At 40.0% G+C, this 14,274-nt stretch carries 8 protein-coding genes and 2 pseudogenes; 1 reads left to right on the forward strand and 9 read right to left on the reverse strand.

What is annotated here, in order from left to right:
- Positions 1–64: 64 nt before the first annotated feature.
- The 9 genes and pseudogenes from FZ941_RS06675 to FZ941_RS06715 all read right to left on the reverse strand — a co-directional run bounded on the left by FZ941_RS06675 (position 65) and on the right by FZ941_RS06715 (position 12,328).
- The gene (locus tag FZ941_RS06675) at positions 65–1,666 is read right to left on the reverse strand and encodes a type I restriction-modification system subunit M (RefSeq protein ID WP_148887295.1); all 1,602 of its coding nucleotides are present in this window, start codon (positions 1,664–1,666) and stop codon (positions 65–67) included.
- Positions 1,667–1,711: 45 nt separating this feature from the next.
- Entirely contained in the window at positions 1,712–2,467 is a 756-nt protein-coding gene (locus tag FZ941_RS06680; RefSeq protein WP_148887296.1) for a hypothetical protein, read from the reverse strand.
- Positions 2,468–2,559: 92 nt separating this feature from the next.
- Positions 2,560–3,456: pseudogene (locus FZ941_RS06685) on the reverse strand (HAD family hydrolase); the annotation flags it as partial.
- 15 nt (positions 3,457–3,471) lie between these two features.
- Positions 3,472–4,716, reverse strand: a complete 1,245-nt coding sequence (locus FZ941_RS06690; protein WP_148887298.1) for a restriction endonuclease subunit S — start codon at positions 4,714–4,716, stop codon at positions 3,472–3,474.
- A 120-nt stretch (positions 4,717–4,836) separates the two neighbouring features.
- A complete protein-coding gene (locus FZ941_RS06695; protein WP_148887299.1) occupies positions 4,837–5,613 on the reverse strand; it encodes a hypothetical protein in 777 nt (258 codons plus the stop codon).
- 17 nt (positions 5,614–5,630) lie between these two features.
- Positions 5,631–7,253: an RNA-directed DNA polymerase gene (locus FZ941_RS06700; RefSeq protein WP_148887359.1), complete on the reverse strand. Its 1,623-nt coding sequence runs from the start codon at positions 7,251–7,253 to the stop codon at positions 5,631–5,633.
- A 54-nt stretch (positions 7,254–7,307) separates the two neighbouring features.
- Positions 7,308–10,301, reverse strand: a pseudogene (locus tag FZ941_RS06705) (type I restriction endonuclease subunit R).
- Positions 10,302–10,784: 483 nt separating this feature from the next.
- Positions 10,785–11,879, reverse strand: coding sequence for an AI-2E family transporter (locus FZ941_RS06710; protein WP_148887300.1), 1,095 nt, complete (start codon positions 11,877–11,879; stop codon positions 10,785–10,787).
- A 107-nt stretch (positions 11,880–11,986) separates the two neighbouring features.
- Positions 11,987–12,328 carry a hypothetical protein gene (locus tag FZ941_RS06715; protein WP_041826859.1) on the reverse strand — a complete coding sequence of 114 codons (342 nt, stop codon included), beginning with the start codon at positions 12,326–12,328 and terminating at the stop codon, positions 11,987–11,989.
- A 131-nt stretch (positions 12,329–12,459) separates the two neighbouring features.
- On the opposite strand from FZ941_RS06715, the gene pabB reads away from it, so the two are divergent.
- Positions 12,460–14,181 carry an aminodeoxychorismate synthase component I gene (pabB, locus tag FZ941_RS06720; protein ID WP_148887301.1) on the forward strand — a complete coding sequence of 574 codons (1,722 nt, stop codon included), beginning with the start codon at positions 12,460–12,462 and terminating at the stop codon, positions 14,179–14,181.
- The last annotated feature ends 93 nt before the right edge of the window (positions 14,182–14,274 follow it).

A 14,274-nucleotide genomic window follows, 5' to 3' on the forward strand; every position in this document is an offset into this window, starting at 1 on the left:
AACCAGCCAAAGGTTGATTTGGCTGGGATATTAAATCAGGTTGACGTATCTAACTACTTTCCCATCACCCTTTGAACTCCTTCAGAAACTGTTTGAGCTCAGCATCGGCTTCTGGTGTGGTTCCGTGGAGTTGGTTCAGCATTTCAAGTAATGAAGCTGTTTGGCTTTCGATTGCTTTATTTGTCTGGTTAATCTTGCTGACGATGTCTGTCAGCGGTTCAACTTCTTCCTCCTCAAAGGTATCTACATAGCGAGGGATATTGAGGTTGTAGTCATTTTCGACGATTTCTTCATAGCTGGCTAGATGGGCAAACTTATCTACATCTTCCCTAGCCTTATAAGTTTCCAGAATCTTGTCAATATGAGCATCCGTCATGATATTCTGGTTCTTGCCCTTGTCAAACTCCTTGGAAGCATCGATGAAGAAAACATCGCGATCAGTCCGATCCTTCATGAGAATGATGACTGTGGTCGGAATGCTGGTATTAAAGAAGATATTGGCTGGAAGACCGATAACCGTGTCAATGGCCCCTTCTTCTAACAAGGCCTTGCGAATGGTTCCTTCCGCATTTCCTCGGAAAAGAACCCCGTGGGGAAGGACGATGGCCATAACCCCATTATCTTGCTTGAGGTGGTAGTAACCATGCAAGAGGAAGGCAAAGTCAGCCTTGGACTGGGGAGCAAGTTTCCCAAAAGGAGAGAAACGAGGATCATTCAGGAAGCCAGAACTTGCGGACCACTTGGCAGAGTATGGAGGGTTCATGAGAACCCCATCAAAGTTGGTTGGCTCCTGTGTCGGCCAGTCTTCATCCAGTGTATCGGCATTGTGGAGAAATTGATTTTCAACTGGAACACCGTGTAGAATCATGTTCATCCGAGCTAAGTTATAAGTCGAAGTATTGAGCTCCTGACCGAAGTAGACAACTGTCTGCGGCTTATGAGAATATTTCTTGGCATTGAGCAAGAGAGAGCCAGAGCCCATAGTCGCATCATAGATGGTAAAACCTTGCTGGTCCTCACGACCTAAAAAGGCAATCTGAGTCATGAGTTTGGCAACTGGCTGAGGTGTATAAAACTCACCAGCTTTCTTGCCAGAGTCAGTCGCAAACTGACCGATCAGATACTCATAGGCATCCCCCAGCATATCACCAGCATGACCAGCCACATCTAGCACAGCTAACTCTTTCATGACTGCCGCCACCGTTTGGTTTTGCTTTTGCGGAGTTGCCCCTAACTTTTTAGAGTAGAGGTCGATATCTTCAAAGAGATTTTCATAGAGGTCGTCGCTCTGCTCAATATCTCGAAAGCCCTGCGCCAGATCTTCCAGCTGAAAAGTTCCCTCATTGACACGTGCTACTAGAGCGGTAAAGGTCAGGTCTGGCTTGATACTATAGTTGAGTTCATCCTTCATGACCGTGAGGAGATCCTCGTGAGTGTCCGCATCCTCGTAGTAGGAGCGATAGACCTCAAGGGCATCCTCCAGACTATCTGTCCCCTCCTCCATAGTCTCCGCCACGAAAAAGAGCATCTTATCAGACAGATACTTGTAAAAGACCATGCCCAAAAGATAGGACTTATAGTCATTAGCATCCATCTTAGAGCGGAGAACATCCGCTGAGTTCCACAGGGCTTGGTAAAGCGACTGGGAAGTTTGTGTTGTTTCCATAGTGTTTCTTTCTAAGTTTTGCAATTAATTTTTTTAAACAAGCAATCATTTATAACAAATCACTTCATTCTCAATCGTTCGAATCAAATCTAAAGGAATAAAAGAGACTGGAAGTTGATAAACAATATTTTTTCGAGGGTTATAAAATCCAAGATTTTCGATAGAAAGGAAGTCAGGGTCAAAGGAATGTAAGCCCATGATATAGTATACAAGGACTTGTAGTGTATGGTCTTTATTAGGAGCTGTTTTAGTCACCTTAAAATCCCATAATGTATCCTTGGTAAGAAAATCTCCATCACCCCTGTCAATCGTATCTGTATAACCCCCAATAAAACAAAAACCATCCTTTATCACAGGACCATAAAGGTCAAAAAAGCAAAGACTTCGTTCTACCATGATGCGAATATTCTCGATCGTTTCAGAGTCCAGCGATATTTCCTCAAAGGACTTATAATACTTAATCCCTGCACGAAGGACGACATCAAAACAAGCCAATCGACAGGCACTATCAATCGATAAATCATCCAATCCTGTCACCAAATCTAATAACGCTTCTGCTAGATCTCCCATACCAATCTTACGGGCACCCATGAGAGAAATCTCGAAAGCACTCCTAGCGTCCGAGCCGTTCATAAGCCGAGTCAGATAGTCCACACAAATCCCCACTAGGCTTGGAGATACAGACTCTACAGAATGCAGAACTCTGTGATCTTCGAACTGCTCTACTGAAAATAACTTGATGGGCAGATAACCACCTCGAGGTTGGTTAATTTCTTTTATACGTTGTGTTACAGATACCATGGTAACTCCTTTAAGTATATAAATATACTAGCATCGATAAATCTTAATCGGTATTCTTTTAATTTAGCAAACAATTACCTTAGTTTTGGATTTCTTTTTCGCTTTCTTAAGTTTGCTTCAAGTTTATCAGCATTTTTCTTGTTTTCTAACAATTCATTATAAGCCGTCTTATCAATTATCGTCTTGATTAGTTTATCAAGTTCTGTGTTTTCTGAGTAGTCAGCTGGAACAAAATAATCAATACGATTATCCTGAGTCATTTTGTGAACTTTCTTTCTGTCATTGGTTTTTGGATTGAATACACCGATAGAGTAGCCACCTCTTGTTTTGACTAGCTTCATACATGGAATATCTGTATCACTATCCCCTAAATAGACCATATTTCTAAAAGGAACTCGTAAATCACTTTCGGCAACAAAATCATTCACTGCGTCGTCGTTTACATCTAAAATACCTTTAGTAATTCTAAAAAGAAATTGAGTCTTATTGGTGTAATTCACTACTTGAGCTGGCCAGACCGCAACCCCACTTTCATCACAATAAAAAGAAGTCGCATAAATTTTCTTAAAAGCACCATTTTTAGCTATTGATGTTCCCTCTATCATTTCTTTCAAACCAGATGAAATGATATAATGCTCAACAATAACCCCCTTTTCCTCACCGTACTTTCGAATACGTTCAAACCAGCTTTCAACTCCTGGGAATAGTTCCACCACTGATCCAAACTTGGCTAACTCTGTTTTTGTAAATAGGACTTTCCCTGCAGATTCTGTTTTCATCGTAAACATATAGGCAAGGTTCTTGTCCATATTATTAGCCTTGGCAAAACCATTGGATTTCTTCCAAAATTCACTGATTTCATACCCAAGCTTCTGTATAAATCCTTGAGCTTGCATATCATCAGGAGACAGGGTTTTATCAAAATCATAGCAAATTGCTACTACAGGTTTTTCTTCTTTCTTGAATCTTTCAGATTTTACTTTTGACATCTTCCTGCACTCCTTCTATATAAACATATCCTGCAAGAGTTTCTTTTTCAGAGTCTCAAGCTGAGAAATTTTTTCTTGATGAGAGTTGATGAGGTTATCGAGGTTAGAGAAATAAGAGCCGATGGCTTGTTGTTCAGCCAGTTCTTTAGGTATTACTAATCTAGTGTTGAAAAAATCAGCTGGTGCAATGTTTAATAATCCATGATTTCGCGCTCCCTCAGCAGCACACATTGAAACCTCTCTATGCCACTTATCACTTTCATAATAATGAGTAAGATAGTCCGAATCAACATCTACTGCTTTAAAAAGAATATACAAAGTAGATAATACTCCATTCTCATACTTATCAAGACGCTTTATTGCTCCTAAGGGATAACCTGTCGAATAACTTTTATTGTATGCGAACTCCCCTTTTTTTATAAGATAATATCCACTTACATCTTTCGAAGCTATCTTTTTCTGAAAGAATTCCTCCTGATCTATCAAACCGAATTGAGCCGATATCGTTAAGGCTCTTTCTGACACTAAATCATTATTCTTTCGTGTCACACGTTTAGATATATCCTTTAATCTTTTTTCAACCCACTCACCTTCAAATCCATCCAAACGAATTTCAGGAACTGTCTGTCCAGCTTTGGGAAACATCTTGGAGAGCATGGTTGCCTTGATAGCTTGGTAGTTGGCAAGATTATCCTTGTAGCTAGACAGAAGATCGTCTAGGATACGGAAAAGGGAGCCGATGGCAGATTGTTCTTCCAGACTAGGCAAACTTAATTCAATACTTTTTACTATCGCTGCAGAAAGATTACCTTGACCGCCTTGTAGATATTTTTCTAAAATATTATCTTTCTCTTTTTTTAGATAGTTCATAATAAACTCAGAAGAATATCCTTGTTTAGGTTTAATGGCAAGTATAGCCTGATTAATCGCTCCATTTATCTCACTTATTGCAACCTCCCCACTTGTTGCACCATACAGAGCATATAAAATATCACCTTGTGATACCATTTTTGCCGAAGAGTTTTTCAAAGCTTCATCACTTATAAATAATTCTGTTTGTTTTGATTTAACTTCACCTGACCTAATAAAAGGTATGTTCCCTTCGTAATAACTCTTGTTGCTTGATTTTGGAGTTCCTCCTGAAAAACTAGTTGTTATATCTCCTATAGTTTTTCTCTCAAGAGAATTATCATATCCCTTAAATCTAATCTTTGCTAATGTATTTACTCTTTGCATATAACTATTCTTTCTTATATTCATTTAATAACTTTTTTACAACTTAGACTACTAGCACTTCTGAATTACATAATATAATTGTCTAAAGAGAAATATATAAACAATTATTTATTTCGTCATTTTTGTTAGTTGTTTATCGTATTATTATTGATGTTCATTTTTCGAAATAACAATTGTGTCTGCTATGCTATCCCATTCACTACTCCACTCTTCATTATTTTCACAGAATACTTTTGAGGAAGGCATGATTTTGAAAGATGATTTTAACAGTTCATATTCTATACTATCAGTAATTAATATCACTAGCTCTTCTTTAGTTAAAGAGTCCACTCCCTCTTTGCGACATTCTGACAGTAACTTACTCCTAAATCTAGAATACAATATACCAAGTTTATTCTTGAAGATACATAATTTTATATACCCAATTAAATAATTACTGGAAAATATTGATTGAAATACAATCAATATAATGCTCCTCTCCTTGAAAAAAACAAATACAACAACCAATAACACTCCTGAAAGAATTGGTTTTAGCAAGTCCTTAAGAATCATTTTATCAACAATATTTTTTGTAAAAAAAATATTTTCAAATGTATTTAATATTGCTTTATGAATTGAATGTGGTTGTTTATTGTTATAATAACCATCAGTATCATATTCGGTAATATCTACCCCAAAGGCATTTTTTATATTGGTTCTTAATCGTTCCTCTTCTGCTTTTGGAAAGAATATAAAATCTGAAATAAAGGATACTGAGATATTTATAGAAATAGTTATAAGTTGTAAAGCGAGAATTGTAGGATAATTACAAAAAATTGAAACAAGAGAAAGAATAATATTTATATAAAATGTATAATCTGTGATTTTCTTAAACAAATTAACAATCTCATATAAATTATTTACACCATCTTTTATACTCATTTTTTCTCCATATCTAATTAATATTTCACATCATTATCATAATCAATCTCAGAAAATGCATTAATTTCTTCTTCAGGCGTAATAAAGTCAAGATTTTCTTTTATTATTCTATCAATATGCCAATCATCTGCAATACGATAATCTTTTTTTAACCATTCCGAATTCCAAAATAGAATATTTATAGAACTGTTTACAAACTTACATATTTCAGACTGATATGAGAATTGTTCTTCTATATCAAGTAAGTCTGTAAATCTTTGTAACCATATCTCAACTAAATCAGTATTTGGTATCTTTGAATATTTTTTTAAGATTTTCTTGATAAAATCTAATATCCTTGAAGGTTTTTCATTATAAAATTCAAATATCCTTCCAAGAATTACAGTACAATGTTGAATTGTCGTTGGATTTTTTATCATGATTGAAACTAGGATACTGATAATCTGATCAATATCATCTGGTATCTTATTAATTTTCATGATCCTATACTTATATAAATCTGTTAAAGCTTTCTTAAGTTGTCCACAATTCGGATATTTTTCTCCTAAGATTTTTATTTCTAGCAAATGCTTTTGAATTGATATTTTAAAATAAGCACGTCGGTCTTTCTTTTTATTCAACAAATCATCAAATATATCATCTTCGTCCTCAGGAAGCTCATCATTATTTATATTTAGAAGTATCTCTTTTGCCGGAAAATAGCCCACAAAGCTTTCGTATTTTGTAGTCCAATAAAGTTTATCAGGTTTAATTCCATCCAGTATAATATCATTATATAAAATAGTTTTTGACGAGTTTAACTTTAAATTCAAATCATACAAAATCATTGAGAGAATTTTTAGTATCTTTTCAACATCCTCTTTACTATTTGCAAATATTTTATAGTCATCTCTATATCTAACAATTTGGTAATCATCAATTCTATTTTTTTTCAATTCTTCTATTAACAACTTGTCAGAATACCCAAAAATTATTTCAGCAATAAAATCCATCAATGTACTGCCTTGAGGAAGACCGTTTGTCTGCATATTTTGCATAAACTGAATTCTTTTATCAATCTTATTGCCAAGAATGTTAACTTTTCGGTTATACTTAGCCACATCCTTCCCATGGATAGCCCATGAGATAGAATGTGTATATATCGATGGATAGCAATCAGTAACATCAGTTTGTAAACAATACTCAAAATCTAATGAATATTTTATCATTGCTTGTTCTGAGTTTTTCCACCATCCTAAAATCGTATTCCCGGTATCAGTAAGTTTTGATTTTGACTCTTTAGGTATTGAAATGCATCTAATTTTTGATGTATCGGAAGTATTGTTAAATTCAGAAAACCTGTCCTTTAGTACTTTCCAGTTTTCTCTTTTTGTAATAATGTTCACAAGATCTACGTAGATAAACGGATGTATAACTTGGAGTTGCCTCCATGCATACTGACCATCTTTATTCATAATAATCTTTCGGTTTACATTATAATAATTTCCTGGTGTCTTTTCCCAAACATCACTTAAATTTTTGTTCTCCAATTCCTTAGAGACTCTTTTTAATACACTAGTGAAGTCAAAATATGAAGGTAAATTTCCACTAAAATAAGAACTAGATTTTAAAAAGTATTCTCTCGCCTCAATACATGTCATATCTAAAACGCTTTTTTCTGTATAATCCTTCAAAACTGTTTCCTTCTTTCACTTTTATCTCCCAACCCTCAATGGTTCAATCACCTCTTCTATCAGTTGGGTATAGGCTTCTTTGATTTGTTTTTTATAGAGGAGTGGGTTGAGGGCATCTGCCACTTCTATCTTATAGTCCTGATAGCGCTGGCTCTTGGTCAGCTGACTCTCTCCTAGTTGTTTTCTGGCTCCCTTGCGGTAGTGTTCGACATAGTAACGGAGTTCATCCTCTCCGACATACCAACGTTTGCTAAAGACTTGGATGTGTTGCTGGATAACAGCCTCGATCATCTGATCCAAGATATTTGCGATAGACTGGCCACGATAGCTTTCTGGATTTGCTTGGACTTCTCTCCAAAGTTCAGTGATGATCTGGGCAAGATTTGGATTGGTCTTCTCAAGGCTCTGAATATAGTTATCCACTGCCTCTCTATCATGAGCGCTTAGGTTCTCTTCTTGACTCTGACCTTGCTCAATCAGGCTTTGGATTAAGGTTAGGATATAGGCATAGTTGATTTCATCCACTTGGATAGACTCTAGTTCATAGTGAATATCAAGGGGCTCCCCATCCTCATCACCATCATCTCTTCGGCTTTTTAATTCAGCTAGGATGTTTTGATAGAAGCCAAGATAGGTTTCCAATTCTTCTGCGCTTAGTCCTGTCTGGGCATAGATTTCTTCCTCATCATACTCTTTATAAACTCGGATAGAGGCTAGATATTTATCAAAGACTTGATAGGCCTTGGCGAGCTTTCTTAACTCAGGTGTAGAGATTTGCTCGATTTGGAGTCCTTCCTCAGGATCATCGGTGATGAGATTTTGAAAATCACTGCAGCTTCTCAAAAAGTTTCTCTTTTCCTCTTCCCAGCTTGGGGCTAGGACCTCGTTTTCTCCACCATTTGAGTAGAGCTTGAGGGCATTGTCCACTGCTTCCTTAAAGACTAGAGGTTTTTGGAAGGTGATGATATGCCCATAAGTCTTACTGGAGTCAAATATCCTATTGGTTCGGCTAAAGGCTTGGATCAAGTCCTGCGGTTGCATAGGCTTGCGGTCGATAAAGAGAGTTGATAGGCAAGGAGCATCAAATCCCGTTAAGAGACGATTGACCACGATAACCAAGTCCAACTGCTCATTGCGATAGAGGTATTTGTCCTGTTTTCGAGCTAGACGGTTATTGACATCCGTATTAAAGCCACGAAGATCCGCCATGGTAAAGTGGGTATCAAACTCTTGGTTATAGTCTAGTAAGACCTGCTTCATGTGCTCTTGGTTGGCTCTTGACTCTTCTTCATTCTCCGTAACGGAGTAGGTGATGGTCGCCTTTGGAAAATCAGGAAGGACCTGCTTGACCCTTTCCGACACCTTGACTCTCGTCTCCCCGGCCTTGACTCGTTTGAGTAGGTCATAGTAGGCTTGGGCTTGAGGGATTGACTTGACAGTCAAGATAGCATTGTAGGTCTTACCCACTCCTTTTTGGAAGCCTAGTTGTTGGCGCGATTTATTGATAATGGCATCCAAGACTTCCAGCATGTGCTCCTCATTCTCGTAGACGGTATCCGGTATTTCATTTTCAGCCTGATCTGTAATGAGGGTATTGCGATAATCCACCTTAAAGCCTAAAACAGCTCCATCGTGGATGGCTTCCTTGACCGTATACTCATGGAGACGGTCTCCATACTGTTGCTGGGTGGTTTAGGCTAGGTCACCGACTTGCTGGCGTTTATTTTCCTTAAATATGGGGGTGCCTGTAAATCCATACCAGAGAGACTGCGGGAAAAAGGCTTTAATGTCTTTTTGTGTTTGTGGTGTTACGGCACGGTGGCATTCATCCACGACAAAGGCCACTCGGAGTCCCTTGATTTTGTCCGCATCTCGTTGGTAAAGACCTTGGTCAAACTTGCGCATCATGGTAGTGATTTTCTGGATGGTGGTCACCACGACCCGCTTATCATTACTACCTAGTCGCTTGACCAGATCATGTGTATTATCCGTCTCATCGATATCAATAACATCATTGGTCGCATAAGAGAGAAAAGATGAAGTGGTCTGTTGGTCAAGGTCTCTGCGGTCAACGACAAAAATTGTCTTTTGGATAGATGGGATTTGAAGGAGATTTCTCGCCACCTTATAAGAAGTCAAGGTCTTTCCCGAACCTGTCGTGTGCCAGACATAGCCTGATGCTTGCTGGCGAGAAGCTTCTTGCACTGCTTCGATGGCGTGGATCTGATAGGGGCGTAAAAGAATGAGAGCTTTCTTGTTATCATCAAGAACAGAATACTGCATAACCATCTGATGAGCACGAGGGATAGAAAGGACTTCATGGGCAAAACTCGTCAAGCTCGTTATAGGTTGGTTATCCTTATCCACCCATTTGGTTAGAAATTGCTTATTGAGTTTATTTTCACGGGCTGCTGCGATATAGCGAGTGTCAACCTTATTTGTCACAACAAACATCTGCAAGTTAGAGTAGATGCCACGGAACTTGCCTTCACGGTCATATTTTTTAATCTGATGAAAGGCATCTAAAAAAGCTACTCGGGGACTTTTAAGCTCAATCTGAATCATGGGGAGACCATTAATCAAGAGTGTCACATCTAGCCTACGGTCTTGGTCCAGAGGATTGGATTTGTCTCTCTCGACTTGATTGACAACTTCATAGCTAGACTTACCAGCCGCGATATTATCACGCCAAATGACGAATAATCGGATGGTTCCTAGGCTAGCATCCTCTCTTTGAACCTCAACCTTGGCAATGCCGTTTTCACCGACCAACCACTTGGCAGCATCATAGTAGCTGATAAAGTTGAGTTGGTTTTTTATCTGGCGTTTTTCCTGTTCTGTCAAGGGATTGTCTGCTAGCAGAGCAACGTTGTTTTGGGCTAGTTTCTCAAAGAAATTGTCCCATAGTTGTTCTTCTGTTTTTAAATCTTCTCTATAAGTCCATTGGCTTTCACCAGTTACCAGTTGGGTGATCAGTTGTTTCTCTATCTCCAGTTCTGGTTTCACCTGCATCATTCTCTCCTTTAACGATGTTCTACTGCCCTTATTATAACATGTTTACCATTTATTTCCCCACTCTCAACACTTTATGATCCAAAACGATTGTTCAACTTAATCAAGTATCTAAAATTATAATAGTTGCCCCATATTTATTTGAAACTTGCTTGTAACTATTTTCTTGTTTTCTGAGATTATAGATTTAGTCTTTGTCCTAATAAGTTAAATTCATTAAAAAAAGCCCCCCAAATGTTAGACACAAAAATCTAACTTTTTGGGGGGCATTCATATACTTTTTAAATATACCTAAATAGAAGTCTACAGATAAAGAAAAGTAAGCTGCCGAAACATTAGCAAAGATAATTTCTTTCCGCTTACAATAATTTAATAGTTGATGGACTTTGGAACAAACTGTGTCTATGACACTTCCTTTGAGAGGATCTTTTGGCAGGATCAGGAACAAAAACAGCCATCAAAATGAAGTCACTAAACTTCATTTCTTCACCTACCTATGTCCCCTCTGACTTCCTCCTTCTCCACAACAAACTCTCTAACCAAACGATAGATAACCGCAAAGATAGGCGTGAAGAAAATCATGCCGACCAAACCAAAGAGGTTACCCCCAATCAGGGCTGCAGCAAGGGTAAAGAGAGTTGGGAGACCGACGGACTGGCCGACCACGCGCGGATAGATGATATTGCCCTCAATCAGCTGCACCAGCTGAAAGACTGCTATAGAAAGGAGGGCTTTCCAAGGGCTATCGGTAAAGATAAAGATAGCTCCTAGAGCACAAGCTGAGAAAGGCCCGATGTAGGGAATAAAAGAGAGCACTCCAGCCAGAACTCCTGTCAAGGCCGCATAAGGCAGGCCTGTCAGAGAGTAGGCGATAAAGACCAAAACACCAACAATGACAGCCTCAATCATTTGCCCCATCAGGAACTTATCATAGGTCTCAACAATGACAGATCCTACGTATGATATGCGCTTCACAGCCTTCTCAGGAAGTAAAACCTGCAAAAGACGGCTCGTAATCGTCTGCAAATGCTCCTTGCTGCTCAAAAAAGCAAACATGAGAAAGATTGACATGATGACAGAGAAGAAATTGCCAAAGATGGCAGAGATATTGCCTGTCAGACTGCCCAGAAGAGAGATGGCCCTGTTGACAATGCCGCTGTTTTGCAGTTGCTTGGTCAAATCTTGCAGCTGGCTAGAGGAAAGCAAGCCAGACTGCTGCAGCCACTTGGATAGCTGAGGTGCTACCTTGCCGATGGTCGCGCTCAGCTGATTGACCGCTGTGGTCAAAGTCGGCACGACGATGGAGACAATCCCCGTCATAATGAGAGCTAAAATCAGCACCTCCAAAATCAGGGCCAGACTGCGCTGCAACTTTTGAGGGACTCGGCATTTGTCCAAGAAATCTTCCAGTTTTTTCATCGGAACATTGAAGATAAAGGCCAGGACTCCACCCAGTATAATGGGTGAAAAAACCGAAGTCAGACTCTGCAGACCGGACCAGATGTTCCCGATATAGAGAACCAGAGCCAGAGCAAGCGCCGCAAAGACGATGAGTTTATAAGATTCATTGATTTTTTTCATAAGACTTCCTTTACAATTTTGTCATTTCCTTATTTTATCATAAATTTCAAGGCCTTTCGAGCAGGAGTAAACATGGGTCAGTCAACTTTGCCATCACTCTTAAATTTTTAAAAATCTTGAAGATAGAGAACCCCAGCTCCTATAGATAGAAGACCTGCAAATATAGCTAGAAAAGGAATAAATCCCATGACAGAGGCGCAGAATAGAAGCTCATGACTCGTCTTATTGACTCTTGGGTCGTTGCTATAGTGATACATTCCGACGATAGAAAGTCCCAAAAGCAGCCAGCTGGTCAATATAACCATATCGCCCCAGCCAGGGTTTTCGATTAGTTTAGGAACTAAATAAATAATTTCCCAGTGCCATCTATTTAAAGAAGCGTAAAGGATCAGAAGGCCTCCTAAGATGCCAACAATTCCATTTATCCATAGCAATTTGTTTGATTTCATAAGCACCTCACTCTTTCTTTTTTAAATTAGTATACCGACACATTTACTAATCTGTCAACTATTATAAAATAAACAGTGTCTCATCTGATAAATCCGTTTTCATTCAAATTATCTTATGATACAATAAATTCATGCACAAGAAAACAGTTATTGATTTTAAAGAACTGGGTCGGCGCTTGATTTTCAGCCAGCCCATCAAAGAGCTCAAAACACGCGAGTTGGCTGAAGTCAGGGCGATTCTGCAAGAGGTTGAGGACTGGCAGAAGAAGGGATTTTATGCAATTGGCTATGTCAGCTACGAAGCTGCTCCCGCTTTTGAGGAAAAACTACAGGTCCACAAAGCCCCTCTTCTGGGCGAGTACCTGATTTACTTTACCATTCATGATAGGGCCGATGAAGCACCATTCCCTTTGGCTTACGACGAGGTAGAGATGCCCGCGCAATGGCAGAGCCTAACGACTGAGCAAGAGTATGAAAAGGCCATCGGAACCATTCACCACCATATCCGTCAGGGCGATACCTATCAGGTCAACTACACGGTGCAGCTAGGCGCAGAGCTTAATCCACAGGACAGCTGGGCTATTTACAACCGTCTGGTCGTCGAGCAAAACGCCGCCTACAATGCCTACGTAGAGCACGATAATCAGGCAGTCTTGTCCATCAGTCCTGAGCTCTTTTTCGAGGAGCGCCGAGGTGAGCTGACAACACGGCCGATGAAGGGCACTACCAATCGCGGTCTAACAGTCGCTGCGGACTTGGAGCAGGCAGATTGGCTGCGTCAGGATCCTAAAAATCGAGCGGAAAATATGATGATCGTTGACTTGCTTCGCAACGACATGAACCGCATTTCAGAGATTGGCAGCGAGCGAGTCGAGCAGCTGTGTCAGGTCGAGCAATATTCCACTGTCTGGCAAATGACCTCCACTATCAAGAGCCAGCTACGACCTGAGATTGGCCTAGGAGAAATTTTTGATGCGCTCTTTCCGTGCGGCTCTATCACAGGCGCTCCAAAGATTTCGACCATGGCTATCATCAAGGCGACAGAAAAAGCAGCTCGCGGTGTCTACTGCGGCACTGTTGGCATCTGCCTGCCAGACCAGAGACGGATTTTCAATGTGGCCATTCGCACCATTCAGCTTGCGGCTGGCAAGGCGATTTACGGTGTCGGCGGAGGCATCACCTGGGATAGCACATGGGAATCCGAGTACATCGAAACCCAGCAAAAATCGGCTGTTCTTTATCGGAAAAATCCTCAATTTGACCTAATTACGACAGGGAAGATTGAGAAAGGCAGCCTGATCTTCCAAGACCAACATCTGAAGCGTCTACGGGAAGCCGCTCGTTACTTTGCTTATCCATTTGATGAGGAAAAACTGAAGGCAGAGTTGAACCAAACCCTAGCAGAACTGGATCCAAGTACAGACTACCGCCTGCGGATCTCCATCGCCAAATCTGGAAAAGTAACCTGCCAGCTAGAAAAGCTACAAGCACTCCCAAAAGCTTTCTGCAAGGCCATTCTCGTTCCACAAAATGCCAACTTACAGCAGCCTTTCACCTATTTCAAAACCAGCTATCGACCACATTTAGACCTAGGCCAGCAGGAGCAGATTTACTACAATGCCCAAGGGCAGCTGCTAGAAAGCTCCATCGGTAACCTAGTCCTCCAATTGGACGGCCACCTCTACACGCCACCAGTCAAGCTAGGCCTTTTGGACGGTATCTACCGCCAGCATCTCTTGGCAACAGGTCAGGCCACAGAAAAAATCCTCAGCCTAGACGACTTACAATCAGCAGAAAAAATCTACGCCTGCAACGCACTACGCGGCCTTTATGAATTGGAAATAGATAATTGAGGCTGGGACAAAAGTCCTAGCCTCTCAATTGTCTTTGGATTGTCGAGCAAGACGCAGTGCTTGAGTGGGCTCATTACGCTGATTTCATCAGCT

It is taken from the genome of Streptococcus sp. Marseille-P6264 (assembly GCF_902460355.1).
Taxonomy (GTDB): domain Bacteria; phylum Bacillota; class Bacilli; order Lactobacillales; family Streptococcaceae; genus Streptococcus.